Raw genomic sequence first — 20,987 nt, 5'->3', positions numbered from 1 at the left:
CAAGGGGAACCCGCCATGCGCATCCACGCCGCCCTCGCCGTACCGGCCGTCTCGGCCGCCGCCGCGGCCCTGCTGCTCACCGCCCCGCAGAGCCAGGCGGCGCAGGGGCACGCCAAGCCCGCACGCTGCGCGGAGAAGGCACTGACGATCCGGGCGAAGGCGGCCTCCGCCCACCCTTCCGTGGTACGCGTCAGCGTGACCAACCGGGCTGCCCGCGCCTGTGTCGTCGACCGAGTGCCCACGGTCACCTTCGGCGACCTGGACGGGGCCGCGCTGCCGGTGCCGGAGGGCGGCGGCGGGACCTACCGGCTCGGGGCGGGGAAGACCGCCCACGCGGCCGTGCGCACCATCGCGGACCCGGCGGACCCCGAGGCCCGCCGGGTGAAGGCGATCACGGTGGCCGCGTCGGCCTCCCAGTGGGGCCGCTCCTTCACCGCCCCACAGCTGGGCGCCGGGAGCGAGGTCCGGGTGTGGGAACCGGTGACGACGTGGTGGCAGCCGACGGCGGCGGCCGCCGACCGGGCGCTCGGCCTCAGCTGAGGGCCAGCTCCGGGGAGTAGAGGTCCAGCCACTGGGCCAGGTCCAGGGTGCGCTCCAGTCCGCGCCGGGCCACCTGGGTGCTGACGGGGGTGTCGCGTTCGGCGGCCTGCCGGACCCGCTCCCGGTCGACGAGCTCGAAGACGGGGTGGGCGGGCCGGGCCAGGAGGTCCTTGGCCTGGCCCTGCAGCGCGCAGGCGTACCGCGGGTCCTGGGTGGACGGGTACGGGCTCTTGACCCGCTCGTACACGGACCGCGGCAGGACGTCCGCGGTGGCCTCCCGCAGCAGGCTCTTCTCCCGGCCGTCGAAGGACTTCAGCGACCAGGGCGTGTTGTAGACGTACTCGACGAGCCGGTGGTCGCAGTACGGCACCCGGACCTCCAGGCCCACCGCCATGCTCATCCGGTCCTTGCGGTCGAGCAGGGTCCGGACGAAGCGGGTCAGGTGCAGATGGCAGATCTGCCGCATGCGGTACTCGAAGTCGCTCTCGCCGTCCAGGCGTCGGATCGCGGCGACGGCGGTGCGGTAGCCGTCGGCGACATAGCCCTCCAGGTCCAGGGACTTGGCCAGGTCGGGGCGCAGCACGTCGGTGTCGTCGCCGAAGTGGCGGCCGAAGCGCACCAGCCAGGGGAAGGTGTCGGCGCGGCGCGCGTCCTCGTCGAAGAACTGCAGGTAGCCGCCGAAGACCTCGTCGGCGGACTCGCCGGACAGGGCGACCGTGGACTGGTCGCGGATGGCGCGGAAGAGCAGCAGCAGCGAGGTGTCCATGTCGCCGAAGCCGGCCGGCAGGTCGCGGGCCCGGATCACCCGCTCGCGCACGGCGGGATCGGCGAGGGACTGGGCGTCGAGGACGATGTCCTGGTGGTCGGTGCGGGCGAGCCGGGACACGTCGTGCACGAAGGGGGTGTCCGGGGTGCCGCGCAACTCGTCGGCGACGAAGTTGTCCGTCTGGCCGACGAAGTCGACGGCGAAGCTGCGGACCTTCTCGCCCTGCTCGGCGAGCTGCCGGGCGGCGAGCGCGGTCATGGCGGAGGAGTCGAGGCCGCCGGAGAGCAGGGTGCAGCGCGGGACGTCGGCGACCAGCTGGCGGCGCACGATGTCGTCGAGGAGCGAGCGCACGGTGGCGAGGGTGGTGTCGCGGTCGTCGGTGTGGGGTCGGGTCTCCAGCCGCCAGTAGACGCGGGTGGCCAGGCCCGTGCGGTCGACGGTGACGACGGTGCCGGGCTCGACCTCGCGCATGCCGTCCCACACGGCGTGGCCGGGCGTCTTGATCATGGTGAACAGCTCGCGCAGGCCGTCGAGCGCGACGCGGGGCCGGGCCAGCGGGTTGGCGAGGATCGCCTTGGGCTCGGAGCCGAACAGGACGCCGTCCGGGGTCGGGTGGTAGTAGAACGGCTTGATGCCCATGCGGTCGCGGATCATCACGAGCCGGTCGTCGCGGCCGTCCCATACGGCGAAGGCGTACATGCCGTTCAGCCGCTCGGCCACGGCGTCGCCCCATTCCAGATAGCCGTGGAGCACGACCTCGGTGTCGGAGTCGGTGGTGAACCGGTGGCCGCGGCCCTCGAGTTGACGGCGGAGTTCGGTGAAGTTGTACGTCTCCCCGGAGTAGACGAGGGCGACGGTCCCCTCGGGGGTGCGGACGGACATCGGCTGGCGGCCGCCGGGCAGGTCGATGACCGCGAGCCGGCGGTGGCCCAGGGCGGCGGGTCCCTCGGCCCAGGTGCCCCGGTCGTCCGGACCGCGGCAGGCCATCGTCTCGGTCATCGCATGCAATGCGTCGGCCTCGGTGGTCAGGTCGCGGTCGAAGGAGACCCATCCGGTGATCCCGCACATGCGCTGCCTCCCGCCTCCGGCCGGCGGCCGGATCCCCGCTCAGCTGTGCGTAGCGGGGTGGACAGGAGACGGCCGCCGAACCGGTTGTATCGAGCACCTACGTGACGAGCGTCCGTCAGGCACGGGCGGCGGTCAACGCGGGCGTCGCACGGACGGGCCCCGCTCCCCCGCGGTTTCGGCCGCGTTTTGCCTTTGCGAAAACGAGGGAGCGCCGCAGCAGCGGGCGGGGGCGGCAGGAACCGGCCACAGGCAAAGACTTCCCCAAGCGGCTCCCGGCTCACACCTTCGCGCTCAGGAACCGGTCAAGCGCCGCGGTGAGCTCGGCGGGCTTCTCCACCGGCAGTTCGTGGCCCGCGTCGATGATGCGGACCTCCGCGTCCGGGTACGCCTTCGCCATGCGCAGCATCTGCCGCACCGGAAGCTGGATGTCGTGGTAGCCGTGCACCATCAGGGTGGGGGTGCGGATCTCGCCGACCCGGTCCAGGACGTCGAAGGCCCGCATGGCGCCGTAGAGCGTCATGACCACCTCGCGCGGGGTCTCGGCGGAGGCACGGATGTACTCCCGGATCTCCTCGCGCGGGTGACCGGGCGCGAAGGCCCGCTGGATGTTGGTCGCGACGAACATCTTGTACGGCACCAGGGTGGAGGCCGCCATGAGCAGGCCCCGGCCGCGACTGTAGGTCATCCGCCCGATGGAGTTGACCAGTACCATCCGCTCCACCCGCTCGGGGTGGGAGAGGGCGATGGTCTGGGAGATCATCCCGCCCATCGAGTGGCCCACCAGCACGAACCGCTCGACCTTCAGGTGGTCGAGGAGCGCGAGCACGTCCGTCGCCAGCTCCTCGACGGTGCGCACCCCCGCCCCCGTGCTCTCCCCGTGCCCGCGCAGGTCCAGCCGGATCACCCGCCGGTCGGCGGAGAAGTGCGCCAGCTGGTGGTCCCAGCGGTGCCGGTTGGCGGTCCAGCCGTGGACGAACACCAGCGGCACGCCCTCGCCGTCGCGGGGGCCCTCGTCGTCGTACGTCAGTACGGCGCCGTCGACGTCGAGCTGCGGCATGGGGGCCTCCTGGGGTGCGCTCCGGTTACTGACCGGTACGGTAACGGGCCGCACGGCCCGCCGTCACCGGCGTCCGGCGAGGAATTCCTCACCGGCGCTCGCCGAGGAACTCGAGTATGTGCCCGAAGACGTCCAGGGCGGCGCCCCGCCCGAGGAAGGTGTCCAGGTGGCCGTAGCCCGGGATCTCGGTGTACGAGACGTCCAGCTGCGGCTGCCGGCGGGCCAGCACCTCGTGGCAGAGCCGCTGCGAGTCCAGCCACAGCCCGTTCTCGCTGCCCGAGAGCAGCAGGACGGGGGTGTCGATGCGGTCGGCGGCGTCCAGCGCGTTGGGCGGCAGCGCCCGGTAGCGGTGGTCCGTCTCGTGCCAGCGGACGACACTGCGGGCCAGCTCGATCCGGCGCAGGTGGGGGAGGATCCACAGCGGGGCGGGGCCGAGGAGTTCGGCGAGCCGGTCGTGGGTGATCCGGTCCAGGTTCTCGTGGACGAAGAGCGAAGCGCCCGTGCCCCAGGCCGAGTTGTGCAGGATCTGGCAGGTCGGATCGGGGCAGTCGGCCCGGCGGGAGGCCAGTGCGAACAGGGGTGTGTACTTCGACCACAGGCCGACCTGGCGGAAGTCGACCGGGATGTGGTCGATTCGGGTCTTGAGCAACTCCCCCGCCACGGACATCCGCAGCGAGGTCCGGCCCGCCAGCTTGGGCGTCAGGAACACCCCCTGGGAGACCACGCCGGCCAGGCCCGGCACCAGCCCGGCCGCCAGGCTCAGCGAGAGGGTGAGGGACCCGATGCAGTGGGCCACGACGAACAGCGGGCGCTCGCCGATGCGCTGCCGTATGTGGGCGACGGCCTCCGGGATGTCGTACAGGGCCACGTCGTCGTAGGTGTACCGGCGGCCCGTCTCGTTGTACGGCAGCCTGCGGCTGCCCCGCCAGTCCAGCAGCCAGGGCTCGTAGCCGTCGTCGAGGAGGACGTCGACGAGGTTGCGGGTCTCGGGCAGCAGGAACATGTCGGCGGAGGCGGTGTGCCCGTGCAGGAGCAGCACGGCGGGCCTTGCCGGGTCGCCGGGGCCGACACGGGTCAGGCCGAGGCGGACGCCGTCGCTCGTGCGGAACGGGATCTCCTCGACGCGGGCCGGGTCGAGGCGGTGGCGCAGGGGGCGGAGGGCCGCCGTGGTGCGGACCCGGCGAAGCGCCGGCCGGGCCGTCCGGGAGGGTGTGGTCCTGAAGATCATCGGTTGGGCTCCGTGAGGATGGGAGTGCGGCGCAGGTCCAGCAGGTCCGCGGCGGCCCGGGCGAAGGGGGCGAGCAGCCCGCGGCCCATCTCCAGGCCGAACCAGGCCAGCCAGGTCAGCTTGGCGGCCCGCTTCTCCTGACCGGTCAGGCGCGGGTCCACCCTGATGCCGTCGATCTGGTCGCGGACGTAGGAGTCGGCGGGGACGACGACCTCGCCGAGCAGGCTCGCGGCCTCGCCGTCGCGGCCGATCTCCACGGTGAGCGCGCGGGTCTGCCGCCACAGGTCCCGCCGGGCCCGCGCGTACTTGCGGCCCTCGAGCCACCACAGGCCGCCGTCCGCGTCCCGCAGCCTGAGCCGGTAGCGCAGGAGTTGGTGGCGCAGTCCGTGCCGCTGCGGGATGCCCTCCTCGGGGCGGACCCAGACGTCGCCCCGCTCCACGGTCAGCGGCTCGGGGTGGATCGCCGGGCAGGTCACCTCGCCGGCGACGTCCACCCGGCGCTCCTTGACCAGCTGGTACATGCTCGCGATGGACAGGGTCAGCGCCATCGAGCAGGGGGTCTCGGCGGCGGCGCCGACCGGGCCCACGGTGCCCTCGGTCGTCTCGGCGAACCAGAGGTAGGGCTGGTCGTCGCGGTGCGGGAGCCGGGCGAGGCCGTCGTCGGCGAGCTTCTCGAAGGTCCTCAGCTGGGCCCGGGCGTCGTACCGGGCGGCCGGCCGGAGGCCGAGGGCGGCGACCAGGGCGTCGGTGCGCTCGCCGCCGGCGGCGGGGCCCTGCAGAGTGGCCTCGCACAGCTTGAGGGCGGTGGGGCTCTGCAACACCCTTGAGAGGAAGGCGAGTTCTGGTATCGGCTCGGCCTCCAGACGGGCGAGGGCGTCGGTGCGCCACTCGTCCCAGTCCTGGACGCGGACGTGCATGCCGCCGAAGGCCATGTCCCGCACGACGTCGTCGAGGGTGTTGGGCACGCCGGTGAGGTTGTAGTCGAAGCCCCAGGCGTCGGGTTCGCACACCGCGGCGACGGCGACCCGGCTGACCCAGTCCACGGGGGCGGCGTTGAGGTAGCGGAACGCCGGGACCGTGCGGAAGCGGCCGAAGGCGGAGATCAGGCCGCTGCTGAGGTCCAGCGGGTTGTAGGCGCCGGTCTTCGTGTGGCCGCCGATGCCGCCGGGGCGCAGCGCGGTGACGACGAGTCCGTGGTCGCGGGCGCGGCGCAGGGCGACCTCGGCGGCCCACTTGGACTGGTCGTAGCCGGAGATGAGCCGGTCGACGTGGGCGAGGGGGTCGTCCTCGCCCATGGAGGTGATGCCCACCTCGTTGAACACGGCGATGGACGAGATGTGGTGCAGCGGTTTGGGGCGGCCGGTGGCTGCCAGTTCGGCGAGGGTGAGGGTGCCGAGGACGTTGCTGGAGCGCAGCGAGTGGTAGCCGCGCAGGAAGTCCACGGCGGCCGCCACACCGACGACGCTGTCGAGTTCGTGGGCGAGGGTGTGCCACTGCTCGTCGGTGAGGCCGAGGCGGGGGCGGCGGATGTCGCCGGGCAGCACCGTGATGCGTCGGCGCACCTCCGAGGACCACGGCAGCCGGTAGCTCCGCAGCTGGGCGCCGAGCCGTGCGGTCGCGGCCTCCTGGTCGGCCGCGCGGACCAGGCAGTACACGTGGGCGTCGCTGTGCCGCAGCAGGTCGAGCAGCATGTGACTGCCCAGGAAGCCGGTCGCGCCGGTCAGCAGGATGCGGCGGGGCGGCAGCGGTTCGGGTACGTCGGTGAACGGGAGCCGGTCGGCGAGGGCGAGGTCGTCGAGTATCCGGTCGAGGTCCTCCCGCCGGGCCCGGGAGTGGGGGTCGTCGGCTCGGTGGGGGGTGCCGAGTACGGCCGGCGGGGTGCGGGGGGCCGGGATGGGCAGGGTGCTGGGGGCGGGTGCCGGCGCGGCGAGGGGTGCCGGTGCTGCGGAAGGCGCCGATGGGGCGAGAGGCGTCCCGGCGGCCGGGGACGCCGTGCAGGGGAACGCCGACGGCGCGGCGATGGGGGCTTCGGCGATGGTGCCGGGCGAGCCCAGGGGGTCGGCGAGGTCGGCTGGCGGCGCCGCAGTGGTCGGGGGTGTCGCAGCCGTCCCCACCAGGGGCAGCCATCGGCGGGCCAGGCTGACCGGACGGGCGTCCGCGAAGACCTCGTCGAGGTCGACCTCGATGCCCAGCTCGCCCTCCAGTTCGGCGGCCAGCTCCACCGCGTCGACGGACGTGCCGCCCGCGTCGAAGAAGTCGGCGTCGGGCGCCAGCCGGCCCGAGGGCAGGTGGCGTCCGGCCGCGGCGGCGATGGTGGCCGTCAGGCCCTCCAGGTCCGGCGCCGGGGCCGCGGTGGACCCGGTCGCGGTGCCGGCCGCCCGCACCCTGGCGAGCAGGTCGGCCACGCGGAGTTCGCCACCGCCCCGTTCGATCGACTCGGCGATCGCCCGCCGGCCGGCGTACGCCGGTTCCTCGTTCACGTCACGCATGAGAGCCCTTCGGGTTGTGCTTGGTCTGGTTCCTCACTGCTGCTCCCAGGAGCGGAACGCCCGCAGGTGGTCGGGCGTGACCACGACGTCCAGCCGTTCGTCGTCCGGGTCGCAGCCGCCGAGCGCGGCGAGCAGCCGGCGGGCGGGCGCGTTGCGCGGGGTGCGCTCCGCGGTCAGCCGGACCTTGGCGCAGCCCAGCCGCTCGGCACGGTCGGCGAGGAAGGCCAGCAGCCGTTCCTCCACCCCGCGGCCGAGGGCCCGGCAGCTCATCAGCCAGGCGAGGACGTCGAGTTGGTCGCCTTCGGCGCGGACCGCGAGGAGCGCGATCTGGCCGTAGTCGCCGAACCGGTCCCGGGCAGCCGCCGTCCACACCTCGCCGTGCCCGCGCCACCGCGCGAGGTCGCCGCCGTCGGCGGAGCGGGCGCGCAGGGTGAACTGATTGGTGCGGCGGACGAGTTGTTCGCCGCGCTCGACGTCCGGGTCCGCCAGTTCGCGGATGTCCACCTCGAGGTTCAGCCGGGCGAGGAACTCCTCGAACCCAGCGCCCTCGCGGACGGCGTCCCGCTCGCGTTCCTGTGCGTAGAAGCGGGCCCGCAGGGCGTCCTCGGCGGTCGCCGCGGCCGGGACCAGGGGCCACAACCGGTCCAGGAACGCGTCGAGTCCGGTACCGGGCGGGCAGGTCACGGACAGCACCTGCGGGAGCGCCGAGCGCATCTTCGCGATCTCGGCCGGGTTGTCGTCGAGGAACAGGAAGCTGTCCAGTCCCAGGCTGAGGGTCCGGGCGGCCTCGGCGAGACGGCCCGGCTTGGGGCCCCAGGCGGCGGAGAGCACGCTGAAGTGCTCGGGCTTCAGCAGGCTGTCGGGACGTTCGAGGACGGCCCGGACCGTGGCCTCGTCGTTGTTGCTGACCAGCGCCAGCAGCGCGCCCGCCGCCCGCCACTGGAGCAGCCTGCGGGCCAACCGGGCGCGGGGTCCGGTGAGGTCCACCGCGTCCGGGCCGATCTCGCCGGCCACTCCGCCCCACAGGGTCTCGTCGCCGTCGACGGCGATCACCTTGGGCGCGGGGCGCCGTACGGCCCGTACCGCGTCGGCCAGACGCAGCGCGACCGCCGCCTGGAAGGCCGGGGTGAAGGGCAGGTGGGCGAGCCGTTCGGTGCGCTCGTCGAAGCGGTCCTCGACGGTGTGGTGCCGGGTCCACTCGTCGGGGCCGAGCACGGCGATGCCGGGTGTTTCGGCCAGGTCGGCGGCGACGGCCCGCTCCCAGTCGAGGAGGCGGCCGGCGGAGCGGGCGGTCGGCAGGACGCCGACGACGAGCGGCCTGCGGGTGCGCTCGGCCAGCGACTTCAGCGCGGCCGGGTAGGCGCTGCGCAGTTCGGCGAGGACCGTGTCGTCCACCGGTCCGTAGCGCTCCAGGTCGCCGGCCCGCAGCAGGACGACGCCCACCGCGGTGCCCGGGTCGGCGAGCACGCCGGCCGGGTCCTGGAGGGCGGCGAGCACCTGGTGGTACGGCGCCTCGGCGACGGTCGCCCGCTCGTCCTCCAGCGCCGCCTCGCACATCAGGGGCAGGTTGCCGAGGGCGAAGGTGGCGGCGAGGGCGAGCCGGGGTCCCTCGGCGGTGACCGCGGGCGCCGTGCGCACGTGTCCGGTCGCGTCCTCGGCCGTGTCGGCGAGCAGGCGCAGGAACTCCTCGCCGAGTTCGGTCGCGGTGTCCGCGTCCAGGATGTCGAGGTTGTGGTCGAGGCGGACGGTGCCCGCGTCCGGGGTGATGGTGACCATCAGATCCAGGTCGGTGTGGCCGACCCCGGCGGGCAGCACCTCCAGGTGCTTCAACTCCCCCGAGAAACGGACGTAGTTGAAGTACACCTCGACGAGCGGCGCGTTGGCGCGGTGCAGGCCCTGCCGGGCGAGCGTGGCTAGGACGTCGGAGAACATGGCGCCCTTCGCCAGGATCTTCTGCAGGCGCTGGTCGGTGCGCACGAGCACGTCCGCGACCCGTTCGCCCGCCGCCGCCTGCGCCGGGAAGGGCACGGGGACGCCGAAGAAGCCCACCGCGCCGTACGCGTCGGCGTGGATGCGGGTGTCCACGGGCACCGCGAGCACGAACCGCTCCCGCTCCCGCTTCCGGGCCAGCAGCACGGTGAGCGTGCCGAGGCAGAACGCGGCGGGAGTGACGGCCAGGGCGCTCGCGGCGGCCGAGATCCGCTCCGTGAGCCCGTCGGGGACGGTCACGGTGACGCTTCCGGACCGGTAGGAGCGGGTCTCGGGGCGCGGGCGGGCGAGGGTCAGGTCGAGCCGTTCGCTGCCCTGGAAGGCCTCGCGCCAGTCGTCGCCGGGGCCCTCGCCGCCGCCTTGCTGGGCCTCGATCAGCAGGTCGACGTCCCGGTTGGTGACGGTGCCGTCCAGCGGGGTGCCGGACAGCTCGGCGTCGATCTCCGCGGCCACGAGGAGCAGGGACTGCAGGTCGCCGACGGCGTGGTGGGCGCCGAACACCAGGATCTGGCCCCGCGGGTCCCCGTCGACGAGTTCGAACCGCCACAGCGACGGGACGGCCAGGTCGAACGGCGGCTCCAGCAGCAGCCGCAGCCGCTCGGCGGCGTCCGCTTCCGATGCCTCGGTCCAGCGCAGCAGGGGTGTGGGCGGCTGCCGGTCCACCCGCAGCTGCCGGCCGCCCTCGTCGCCGGTCACGACGGCCGTCCGCAGGGCGGCGTGCCGGGCGGCGAGCCGGTCGAGCATGCCGGTGAGGGCCTCGCGGGAGGCCGGTGCGGTGAGGCGTACGGCCAGGCCGACGCCGTGGGCCGCGTCGGGCATGCCGGGCTGGGCACTGCGCAGGAGTCGTACGACGTCCCGGGTCGCCGGCCGCAGTTCGGTCTCCGGCACCTCCGGCGCCGGTCCGGTGCCGGGCGACCGCTCCTCCGGTGCGGCGCGCTCGGGGAGGGCCTCGGCGAGGGCTTGGGCGAGGCCGCGGATGTCGGCGGCGGAGAACACGTCGGCGGCCGGCAGCTCCACGCCCAGCTCGCGGGCGAAGGCGTTGCGCAGCCGGACCAGCATCAGCGAGTCCAGGCCGAGTTCCTTCAGGGCCGTGGTGGCGAACACGTCCACGGCACCGCCGGAGACCTCGCCGACCCGGGCCCGTACATAGCTCTCGAGCCACTCGGCGCGCTCCTGCTCCGTACCGGCCGCGAACACCCGACGCACGAGGTCGTCGGTGTCCCCGCCGCCGGCCGGGGCGGTCACCAGGTCGGCGAGCAGGGAGCGGCCGCGTGCCGCGTCCGGGTCGAGGGCGAGCAGGTCCCAGTCGAGGGCGATCGGGGCGAGCTGGCGGCGGGTGGTGGCCAGTACGCGTTCGAACAACTCGCCGCCGTCCTGCGGGGAGAACGCGACCAGTCCCGAACGGCTGGTCTCGGCGGCGCGGGTGCCGGACCCGGAGACCATGCCGACGCCCGCCCAGGCACCCCAGTCCAGGCTGAGCGCCCGCCGGCCGGTCCTGGACAGGTGGTGCGCCCAGGCGTCGAGGAAGGCGTTCGCGGCCGAGTACGGGCTCTGGCCGGCCGAACCCAGCAGTCCGGCCGCCGAGGCGAACAGGATCAGGTTGCCCGCCTCCGGGACGAGTTCGGTGAGCAGGGCGGTGCCGAGCACCTTGGGCGCGAGGACGCGCCGGACGCGGTCCTCGGTGAGGTTGGCCAGGACGGCGTCGTCGAGGACACCGGCGGCGTGGACCACGGTGGCGACGGGTCCGGCCGCCTCGCGTACGGCGTCCAGGGCGGCGGAGAGTCCTGCGCGGTCGGCGACGTCGGCGCGGGGGAGGTGCACGGTGACCCCGCGCCGCTCGAGGTCCCGGATCCAGGCGGCGGCGGCCGCGTCGGGCGTGCCGCGGCTCAGCAGGGCGAGCCGCCGGGCGCCCCGGCGCACCAGCCGTTCGGCGACGACCCGGCCGAGGCCGCCCAGGCCACCGGTGATCAGGTGCACGCCGTCCGGCTGTCCGGGTTCGCCGCCGTCGTCGGGTCGGGTCCGGGCCAGGCGCGGGACGAGGCGGCCGGCGTCGCGCAGCGCGACCAGCCGTTCGTCGTCCGCGTGCCACAGCTGGGTCCACAGCCGCTCGGTGCCGCCGTCGGCGGGCAGGTCGACCAGCGTGGTGGCGAGTTCCGGATGCTCCTGGGCCACGGCGAGTGCGAAGCCCCAGGCGAGCGCCTGCTGCGGGTGCGTCACCTCCGTGCTGTCACCGGCGGCCTGGCTGCCGCGTACGACGACGAACAGGCGCGGTGCCCGCTCCTGCGGGCGGCGGCGCCCGGCGAGGGCCCGGACCAGGTGCAGAGTGGTCAGGCAGCAGAGCCGGGTGGCTTCCTCGGCGCCGGGGGCGTCGGAGACCGGCGGGGCGTCGAGCGCGGTCAGCTGGACCACCCGCCCGGGCGCCGCGTCCGGGAAGGCCTCGTCCAGCAGACGCGTCCACTGGGCCGGGTCGGTCGGGTCGAGGACGTAGCGGCCGGGGCCTTCCGCGGCGTACGTGTCGCCCGGGCGGGCGACGACGTGCGGGGTCGAGTCGCCCAGGCGGTGGGCGAGTTCGTCGGCCACTCCGGTCTCGTCCGCGACGATCAGCCAGCTGCCCCCGGCCGGCGGCTCCTGCGCATCGGGGCGGGGCTGCCAGTGGGTCTCGAAGAGCGCTCCGTCCAGCGGGGAGAGGGCGGCCAGCCGGAACTCGTCCGCCGTCAGCAGGAGTCGGCCGTCGTCGTCCCACAGGCGCAGGTCGAGTACGGCGGTGTCGCCGTCCAGGGCGCGCAGGTCACAGCTCACCCAGGCGGGCGCGGTGCGCAGCCCGGTGAACCGTACCCGTCCGGCGCCGGCGGGCACGAACGCCCTGCCCTGCGGGGCGGCCGACGGCAGCGCGGCCGCGTGGAAGGCGGCGTCGAGCGTGGCGGGGTGCAGGAGGTGGCCGGCGGCGGGCCGGGCCGCGAGGCGGGCAACAGCCGCCGTGCCGGTGTCCCGGTGGCCGTCCGCCAGGCCCCGGAAGGCGGGGCCGTAGTCGATGCCGAGGGCGGCGAGGCCGGCGTAGACGGCGGGCACGTCGACCCGCTCGGCGCACCGCTCGCGCAGGGCGGCGAGATCCGGGCCACGGTCCGGGCCGGGCTCCGGCGTGACGGCGACGCGCCCGGTCACGTGCCGTTCCCACCGGCGCTCACCGGCGGGGGCCGAGGCGATCGCGAAGTCCCGGTGGCCGTCCTCGGCGGGCCGCAGCACGAGCTGCAGCCGTACGGGCCGGTCGGCGTCCAGTCGCAGCGGCTGGACGAACCGGACGTCGGCCAGCCGCACCTCGTCGCCGTCCGAGAGCGTGGCCGCGGCCTCCAGCACCATGTCGAGGAAGGCGGCGCCCGGCAGCCACACCTCGCCCGTGACCCTGTGGTCGGTCAGGTAGGCGAAGCGGCTGTCGTTCAGGTCGATCTCGCTCTGGAACAGGTCCCGGCCGGGTTCGTCGCTGGCCTGGACATGGGTGCCGAGCAGGGGCGAGCCGCCGGTCGTGGTGTCCCGGACCGGGGCGAGCCAGTGGCGTTCGCGGGCGAAGGCGTAGGTGGGCAGGTCGGCGCGGCGTCCGCGCGGGAAGAGCGCCGTCCAGTCGGGCATGTGTCCGGCCGTGTACAACTCCCCCAGTCTGCCGAGGAGTACGTCGTGTCCGTCGCGGCCGCGGCGCAGCGAGCCGACACCGGCCGCCTCGGTCCCGGCGTCGGCCGCGACCGCCTCGATCACCGAGGTGAGCGAGGGGTGCGGGCTGAGTTCCACGAAGTAGCGGTAGCCGTCCTCCAGCATCCGGGCGACGGTGTCCGCGAAGCGGACCGGCCTGCGCAGGTTCGCGAACCAGTAGGCGGCGTCCAGGCCGTCCCCGGGGACCGGTTCGGCGCTTACCGACGAGTAGAGGGGCGTGGGTGTGCGGGTGCCCCGGATGCCGGAGAAGCGTTCGAGGAGTTCCTCGCGCAGGGGCTCCATGAGCGGGGTGTGCGAGGCGAACGGTGTCGACAGGACGCGGGTGGGGACGCCGCGCTCCTCCAGTTGCCGGCGCAGTCCGGCGAGCGCGTCGCTCTCGCCGGACACGGCCGTGGCGCGCGGGCCGTTGACGGCTCCGACGAACAGGCGGCCTGCGTAGGGCTCCAGCAGGTCCTCGACGTCCGCGGGCGGCAGCTCCACGGCGAGCATGCCGCCGTGTCCGACGAGCGGGACGACGGCCGCCGCCCGCCCGGTGACGGCGGTGACGGCCTCGTCCAGGGTGAGGGCGCCCGCGCTGTACGCGGCGGCGATCTCGCCCAGGCTGTGGCCGACGACCGCGTCGGGGGTGACGCCGAGTTCCCGCCAGGCGGCGGCCAGGGCGGCGTTCACGGCGAAGAGGACCGGTTGCAGGTATTCGGTGCGGTCGAGCGGGGAGAACTCCTCGGGCGCGCGCAGCACGTTGAGCACCGACCAGCCGGCCTGCCGCTCGACGGCGGCGTCGATCCGGGTCAGCTCGGCCCGGAAGGCCTCCGACTGGGACAGCAGCTCCAGTCCCATGCCGGTCCACTGGCCGCCGTGTCCGGCGAACACGAAGGCGACCTTGCCGGTCTGGTCCTCGCGGGGTGCGGGCAGGGGCTTGCGTCCCCCGCTCAACGCCTTGAGCGAGGAGAGGAGTTCCTCGTGGTCGCCCGCGACCACCGCCGTACGCCACTCGAAGTGGCCGCGATGCCGGGCCAGGGTGTGGGCGACGTCCGGCAGGGCGGTGTCGGCGGTGACGTGCCGGGCCAGCCGGGCCGCCTGCCCGCGCAGCCCGGCCTCACTGCGCGCGGAGAGCACGAACAGCCGCTTGCCGTCCGGGAGTTCCGTGTCCTCATGGACGGATCCGGCCGGGGCCTCCTCCACGACGATGTGGGCGTTGGTGCCGCTGATGCCGAAGGCGCTCACCCCGGCCCGGCGCACCCGCTCCGGTGTCGACGGCCAGGCGACCGGTTCCTGGAGCAGCCGGAGCCCGCTGCCCTCCCACTCGACGTGCCGGCTCGGTGTGCCGGCGTGCAGGGTGCGCGGCAGCGTCCGGTGGCGCAGCGACTGCACCACCTTGATCAGTCCGGCGACGCCCGAAGCGGCCTGCACATGGCCGATGTTGGACTTCAGCGACCCCAGGTACAGCGGGCGGTCCTCGGGCCGGGAGCCGCCGAAGACCTCGGCCAGGGCGCCCGCCTCGATCGGGTCCCCGAGGCTGGTGCCGGTCCCGTGCGCCTCGACGTAGTCGATGTCGGCGGGCGTCAGCCCGGACACCTCCAGGGCGCGGCGGACCACCTGTTCCTGGGCCGGGCCGTTGGGCGCGGACAGGCCCTGGCTGCGGCCGTCCTGGTTGACGGCGGTACCGCGCAGCACGGCCAGCACCTCGTCGCCGTCCCGTTCGGCGTCCCCGAGCCGCTTGAGGACGAGCATGCCCGCGCCCTCGGCCCAGATAGCGCCGTCGGCGTCGTCGGAGAAGGAGCGGCAGCGGCCGGTCGGGGACAGGCCGCGCAGACGGCTGAACTCGACGAAGGTCTGCGGGGTCACCATCAGGGTCACCCCGCCGGCCAACGCCAGGTCGCACTCCCCGGCGCGCAGTGCCTGGGCCGCCAGATGCGTCGCCACGAGGGAGGAGGAGCAGGCCGTGTCCACGGTCAGCGCCGGGCCGTGCAGGCCGAGGGCGTAGGCGAGCCGGCCGGAGGCGACGCTGAGCGCCGAGCCGGTGCCCACGTAGCCGTCGAGCTGGTCGAGCCGGGAGCCGGCCAGGTAGTCGCTGCCGAACATGCCGACGTACACGCCGGTGGTGCTGCCCGCGAGCCGGGCGGGCACGATTCCGGCGCGCTCCAGGGCCTCCCAGGCCGTCTCCAGCAGCAGCCGCTGCTGGGGGTCCATGGCGGCGGCCTCCTTCGGGGTGATACCGAAGAAGCCCGCGTCGAAGGACTCGATGTCGTCCAGGAAACCGCCCTCGCGGGCGTAGGACTTGCCGAGGGCGTCGGGGTCGGGGTCGTACAGGGCCTCCACGTCCCAGCGTCCGGCCGGGAACGGGCCGACCGCGTCGCGGCCCTCGGCGACCAGCCGCCACAGGCCGTCGGGATCGGTGACTCCACCGGGCAGCCGGCAGGCCATGGCCACGACGGCGATCGGCTCGTCGCCGGCGGGCGCGGTCGTGCGGACCGGACGGGCCTTGCGCGGGGTGCGGCCCAGCACGCCGGTCAGCAGGTGCTCGGCCAGCCGGTCGGCGGTGGGGTGGTCGAAGAGGAGGGTGGCGGGCAGGCGGGCGCCGAGTCGGGCGCCGATGCGGTTGCGCAGCTCGACGGCGGTGACGGAGTCCATGCCGAGGTCGCGCAGCGGCTGGTCGGGGCGCACGGACTCGGCCGAGCGCAGGCCGAGGGCGCGGGAGGCCTCCTCGCGGACCAGAGCCAGGACGCGCTCGGCCCGTTCGGGTTCGGGCAGCCGGGCCAGGCGGTCGGCCAGGGCGTCGCCCGCGTCCGCGCCGGTGCGCGGCGCGGGCAGCAGCGTGCGCCACAGGGCGGTGCCGGTGGCGTCCGACGCCCGCAGGCGGGGCAGGTCGAGGGCCCAGGCGACCAGGTGCGGGGCGCCTTGCCGCAGGGCCAGCGCCACCAGGTCGCGGCCCTGGTCCGGGGTGAGCGCGCGGTGGCCGAGCCGGGCCATGCGGTCCAGGTCGGCGTGGGCGGCGGCGAGGCCCTCACCGGCCCAGGCGCCGAAGGAGACGGAGACGGCGGGCAGGCCCAGGGAGCGCCGGTGGTGGGCGAGTTGGTCGAGCAGGACGTTGGCGGCCGCGTAGTTGCCCTGGCCGGGGTTGCCCACGACACCGGCGGCCGACGACACGAGCAGGAACAGGTCCAGCGGGACGTCGGCGGTGAGCCGGTGCAGATGGAGCGCTCCGTCGGCCTTGGGCCGCAGCACCCGCGCCAGCCGCTCGGGCGTCAGTTCGGCGATCACGCCGTCGTCGAGGATCCCGGCGCAGTGCACGACACCGCGCAGCGGCACCTCCTCGCCGACCTGGGCGAGCACGCCGGCCACCGCGGCGGGGTCGGTGACGTCGCACGCGACGACCTCGGCGGCGGCACCGAGCGCGGCCAGCTCCGTGACCGTCCCGGCGGCGCGGGGGTCGTCCGCGCCCCTTTGGGCCGTCAACAGGAGCCGGGGGACGCCCCGTTCGGCGAGAAGGCGGGCGATGTGCCGTCCGACGGCTCCCAGGCCGCCGGTGATCAGGACGGTTCCGTCCGTGGGGACGGCGGGGTTCGCGGGGCCGGCTTCCTCCGCCGCGCGCGGGGTGCTCGCCGGGCGGGCGCGCACCAGCCGGGGCGCGAGCAACATGCCGCCCCTGAGCGCCAGTTCGGGCTCGTCGGCCAGCCCGGCGGCCCCCGCGAGGACCGCCGCCGGGTCGCCGTCGCCCGGCTCGACGTCGGGGGCAACGTCGAGCAACGTCAGTCCGAGGCCTGGGTGTTCGGCGCGGGCGCTGCGGGCCAGGCCCCACAGCACCGACTGTGCGTGTCCGGGCACCGGGTCGCCGTCGGCGGCGGCGATCGCGCCGCGGGTCACCCACAGGATGCGCGTGGGCGCCTGGTCCTCGGGGAGCGCGATGAGATGCTGCAGCTCGGCGAGGGCGGCGGCCGCCATCTCGTGTGCCGCGCGCGCCGGTTCCTCCTCCGGTGCCGGACGCGGCCAGAACCGTACGGCGACGCCGGCGCCCTCCGTGCGGCGCTCCAGTCCGCGCAGCGCGGCCTCGGCCCACGGGTCGGCCGAGTCACCGGAGACGGCCCAGGTGCTGTCCGGCGCGATCGCCGGCTCCTCGGTGACCGCCGTCCAGGCCACCTCGTACAGGTGCCGCGCGTTCTCCGATCCGGCGTCGAGGTCGGCGGGGTCGGCGGCGCGCAGGCGTACGTTCTCCAGGCGTCCGGCGGGCAGTCCGTCGGCGTCCCACAGGGTGACGTCCAGGGTGAGGTCCGTGCCCGAGCCACCGGTGCGCCGCACCCGCGCGGTCAGCTCGCCGGCGCCGCCGGGCGGCAGGACGGCGCGGCCGACGGCGACGGGGAGCAGGGCGCGTCCGTCGGCCGGCGCGAGGGCGGCGGTCACATGGAGGGCGGCGTCGAGGAGGGCCGGGTGCACCGGGTACGGGTCGGCCGTGTCACGGGCGGTGGCGGGCAGGGAGAGCCGGGCGAGGAGTTCCCCGTCGCTGGTCGTGACCGCCGATCGTACGGCCTGGAACGCGGGCCCGTAGCCGAGGCCGAGGGCGGCCAGACGGTCGTACGTCCGCGCGGTCCAGGCCTCTTCGGCGGTGTCCGGCCGGTTCGGGGGGCGGCCCGCGGTGGGCGCGGCCGGTTCGGCGGCCGAGGCGGTGGCGTGCAGGGTCCAGCCCGTGGCGTCCTGGCCGCGCGGGCGGCTGTGCACGGTGATCTCGGGCACGGAGCCTGCGGTGACGACCTCGACGGAGACCTCGACGGTTCCGGACCCGGGCAGGACGAGCGGGCTGAGCAGGAGCAGGTCGGTGACGTCGGCCGCGGCGTCCGGGCGGGCCACGGCGAGCGCGGCCCGGCACAGCTCCAGCAGGGTGGTGCCGGAGACGACGGTGCGGCCGAACACGGTGTGGTCGGCCAGCCAGTCGGCGGTGTCCGGGGACCACTCGTTGCGGAAGGTCCAGCGGGTCTCGTCGGCGGACTGCAACTGGATGCCGAGGAACGGGTGCGCGGCGCGGTCGAACAGGGTGGGGCCGCCGGTCGCGTGGTCCGGTTCGGTCCAGTGGCGCTGCGGGTCCCAGGCGTAGGTCGGCAGGTCGGCGCCGGCGCCGTCCGGGACCGGGCGGCGCCAGTCGATCGGCCGTCCATGGACGTGGAGTTCGGCGGCGGCCCGGTCCAGGCAGGCGGTGCCGTCCGCGTCGCGGCGCAGTGAGCCGACGGCGGTCGGGTCGTGGCCGGTGTCCTCGCCGATGGTGCGCAGGGCGGTGAGCAGGGAGGGGTGCGGGCTCAGTTCGACGAAGTGACGGTATCCGTCGGCGAGCATGCGCTCGACGGCGGGCGCGAAGCGGACGGTCTCGCGGAGGTTGGCGTACCAGTAGCCGGCCTCCAGTTCCTCGGTGACCGGTTCGCCGGTGACCGTGGAGTACCAGGCGACGTTAGACGGGTACGTGGTGACGCCGTCGAGTTCGTCGAGGATCCGCGCGCGGACCGGTTCGACCCGGTCGCTGTGGGAGGCGTAGTCGACGTCGAGGCGGCGGACGAACACCTGGCGCGCCTCGAGACCGGTGAGCAGATCCTCGAGCGGTTCGACGGCACCGGCGACGACGGTGGCCCGGCCGCTGTTGACCGCGGCGACACAGACCTGTCCGTCGAGGCCGTCGAGTGCGGCGCGCACCTCGGTGTGGGGCAGGGCGATCACGGCCATGGTGCCGGTGCCGGACAGGCCGGTCAGCGCCTGGCTGCGCAGGGCGACTACGGCGGCCGCGTCGTTGAGGCTGAGCGCGCCGGCCACACAGGCCGCGGCGACCTCGCCCTGGCTGTGCCCGATCACGGCGTCCGGGCGGACGCCCCGGGCCCGCCACACGGCGGCCAGCGACACCATCACGGCGAACAGGGCGGGCTGGACGACGTCCACCCGGTCCGGGGAGGGGGCGCCGGCGTCGCCGCGCAGCACGGCAGCCACGGACCACTCGGTGAACGGGCGCAGGGCGGAGTCGCAGCGGTCCAGCTCGTCGGCGAACACGGGGTCCCGGTCCAGCAGGTCGCGGGCCATCCCGGCCCACTGGCTGCCCTGGCCGGGGAAGACGAAGGCCAGCTTTCCGGCGGGGGCGATCCGCCGGGGACCCGTGGTGAGGTCCGGGTCGGGGTGCCCGTCGGCGAGGGCGCGCAGGGCGTCGAGGAGTTGGTCGCGGTCGGAGGCCTGGACGACGGCCCGGTGGTCGAGGTGGGTGCGGTGGTGGGCGAGGGTCGCGGCGACCGCGGGCAGGGGCTGCTCCGGGCGCGCTTCGAGGGCGCCGAGCAGCCGGGCGGCCTGGCCGTGCAGGGACGGCAGACTGCGGGCGGAGAGCGGGAAGAGGGTGGGGGTGGCCCGTTCGGCGGGGGCGGGCCGGTCCGCGGGCTCGGGGGCCTCCTCCAGGACCACATGGGCGTTGGTCCCGCTGATCCCGAACGCGCTGACACCTGCCCGCCGGACCCGGCCCGCGGTGCGCGCCCAGGGCTGTCCGGCGCCGTGCACGCGCAGCCCGCTGCCGGTCCAGTCGATGTGGTCGGTGAGGTGCTCGGCGTGCAGGGATGCCGGCATGTGTTCGTGAGTCAGCGCGAGGACGGTCTTGATGACGCCGCCGATGCCGGCGGCCGCCTGGGTGTGGCCGATGTTGGACTTCAGGGAGCCGATGCCGAGGGGGTGGTCGGACGGGCGGTCCGGGCCGAACACGTTGGCCAGGGCCCGCAGTTCGATGGGGTCGCCGAGCGGGGTGCCGGTGCCGTGGGCCTCCACGTGGTCGAGGTCGTGCGGAGTGAGTCCGGCCGCGTCCAGGGCGGCGCGCAGCACCCGCTCCTGGGCGGGGCCGTTGGGGGCGCTGAGGCCCTGGCTGCGGCCGTCCTGGTTGATCGCCGAGCCCTTGACGACGGCAAGGATCCGGTCGCCGTCGCGGCGGGCGTCCGCGAGCCGCTTCAGCAGCACGAGGCCGCAGCCCTCGGCCCACACGACACCGTCCGCGTCGGCGGAGAAGGGGCTGCACCGCCCGGACGGGGACAGCCCGCGCAGCCGGCTGAACTCCACGTGGCCGCGCGGCGTGACCAGCAGCGTGGCCCCGCCCGCCAGGGCGAGGTCGCACTCCCCGCTCGCCAGGGCCCGTGCCGCGAGGTGCAGGGCGACCAGCGAGGACGAGCAGGCGGTGTCGACGGTCACCGCCGGACCCTGCAGGCCGAGGGTGTAGGCGATGCGTCCGGAGGCCACACTGGCCGCCGAACCGGTGCCGACGTGTCCGTCGAGCTGCCCGAGCGAGGCGGAGGCCAGGTAACCGCTGTCGTACAGGCCGAGATAGACGCCGGTGGAGCTGCCGCTCAGCGACTCGGGGAGGATGCCGGCGCGTTCGATCGCCTCCCAGGCGGTCTGCAGGAGCAGCCGTTGCTGGGGGTCCATGGCGGCGGCCTCGCGCGGGGAGATGCCGAAGAAGGCCGCGTCGAAGCGGTCGATGCCGCCGTCGAGGAAGCCGCCGCGCAGGGTGTAGGCCTTGCCGGTGGCCTCGGGGTCGGGGTCGTACAGGCCACTCGTGTCCCAACGGCCCTTCGGCACCTCGCAGATGGCGTCCTCGCCCGTGGCCAGGAGCCGCCACAGGGCCTCGGGGTCGTCGGCGCCGCCGGGGAAGCGGCAGGCGAGGGAGACGATCGCCACGTCGTCGACGGCGCCGCTCCGGTCCACGGCCGTGTCCGGCGCCGGTGTCCGCGCGGGCACCGGGGCGAAGACGGCCTCCGCGACGGCGGCGACGGTGGGGTGGTTGAAGACGAGGGACGGTTCCAGGGGGCGGCCGGTCAGCGTGCCGAGTTCGGCGGCCAGGGCGACCAACTGACGTGACCCGAGGCCGAATTCGGCGAGCGGTCGATCCGGGTCGACCAGCGCCGGATCGGTCCCGGCCACCTCGGCGACGGCCGACGCGAGCCAGGCCCGGACGCCCTCGGAGGTCGTCAGGGCCGGCTCGGGGGTCTGCTTCGGGGACTCGTTCGCAGGCATCTGGGCAGGTGTCCTCGTGAACTCGGTCGCCGGCTGGTTTCGGCACCGGACGACGTGCGGTGCGGTACGGCGAGGTGGGCGGCGCACGGCGCGCGGGGCGGGCCGCACGGGCGCGGCCGGGGGCCTCCGGCGCCGACG

Annotated in this window: 6 protein-coding genes; 1 reads left to right on the top strand and 5 read right to left on the bottom strand. The window is 75.1% G+C overall.

Annotated elements, in window-relative coordinates:
• Nucleotides 1–15 precede the first annotated feature (15 nt).
• Nucleotides 16–540: a DUF4232 domain-containing protein gene (locus AC07CM_RS10835; protein ID WP_478876010.1), complete on the top strand. Its 525-nt coding sequence runs from the start codon at nucleotides 16–18 to the stop codon at nucleotides 538–540.
• Here AC07CM_RS10835 and asnB read toward each other — a convergent pair.
• From asnB to AC07CM_RS10810, 5 genes are all read right to left on the bottom strand, one after another.
• Nucleotides 533–2,374, bottom strand: coding sequence for an asparagine synthase (glutamine-hydrolyzing) (asnB, locus tag AC07CM_RS10830; protein WP_478876009.1), 1,842 nt, complete (start codon nucleotides 2,372–2,374; stop codon nucleotides 533–535). The genes AC07CM_RS10835 and asnB overlap by 8 nt on opposite strands.
• A gap of 277 nt (nucleotides 2,375–2,651) precedes the next feature.
• Complete coding sequence (locus AC07CM_RS10825) at nucleotides 2,652–3,431, bottom strand: alpha/beta fold hydrolase (RefSeq protein ID WP_478876008.1); 780 nt, start codon at nucleotides 3,429–3,431, stop codon at nucleotides 2,652–2,654.
• 88 nt (nucleotides 3,432–3,519) lie between these two features.
• On the bottom strand, nucleotides 3,520–4,659 hold the full coding sequence (locus AC07CM_RS10820) for an alpha/beta fold hydrolase (RefSeq protein ID WP_478876007.1): 1,140 nt from the start codon (nucleotides 4,657–4,659) through the stop codon (nucleotides 3,520–3,522).
• The gene (locus AC07CM_RS10815) at nucleotides 4,656–7,148 is read right to left on the bottom strand and encodes a thioester reductase domain-containing protein (protein WP_478876006.1); all 2,493 of its coding nucleotides are present in this window, start codon (nucleotides 7,146–7,148) and stop codon (nucleotides 4,656–4,658) included. The genes AC07CM_RS10820 and AC07CM_RS10815 overlap by 4 nt, the downstream gene beginning before the upstream one ends.
• 33 nt (nucleotides 7,149–7,181) lie before the next feature.
• Nucleotides 7,182–20,849 (bottom strand): SDR family NAD(P)-dependent oxidoreductase, encoded by a 13,668-nt coding sequence (locus AC07CM_RS10810; RefSeq protein ID WP_478876005.1) that lies wholly within the window; start codon nucleotides 20,847–20,849, stop codon nucleotides 7,182–7,184.
• Nucleotides 20,850–20,987: the final 138 nt, after the last annotated feature.

The organism is Streptomyces sp. NPDC044061, assembly GCF_056434305.1.
The sequence above is the reverse complement of the archived record's forward strand: the minus strand, read 5'-3'. Positions and strand labels throughout refer to the sequence as shown.

Excerpts from the sequence above, each read along its gene's own strand:
- asnB (WP_478876009.1), bottom strand. The coding sequence starts at position 2,374 with ATGTGCGGGATCACCGGATGGGTCTCCTTCGACCGCGACCTGACCACC.
- AC07CM_RS10810 (WP_478876005.1), bottom strand. The coding sequence starts at position 20,849 with ATGCCTGCGAACGAGTCCCCGAAGCAGACCCCCGAGCCGGCCCTGACG.
- AC07CM_RS10820 (WP_478876007.1), bottom strand. The coding sequence starts at position 4,659 with ATGATCTTCAGGACCACACCCTCCCGGACGGCCCGGCCGGCGCTTCGC.
- AC07CM_RS10825 (WP_478876008.1), bottom strand. The coding sequence starts at position 3,431 with ATGCCGCAGCTCGACGTCGACGGCGCCGTACTGACGTACGACGACGAG.
- AC07CM_RS10835 (WP_478876010.1), top strand. The coding sequence starts at position 16 with ATGCGCATCCACGCCGCCCTCGCCGTACCGGCCGTCTCGGCCGCCGCC.
- AC07CM_RS10815 (WP_478876006.1), bottom strand. The coding sequence starts at position 7,148 with ATGCGTGACGTGAACGAGGAACCGGCGTACGCCGGCCGGCGGGCGATC.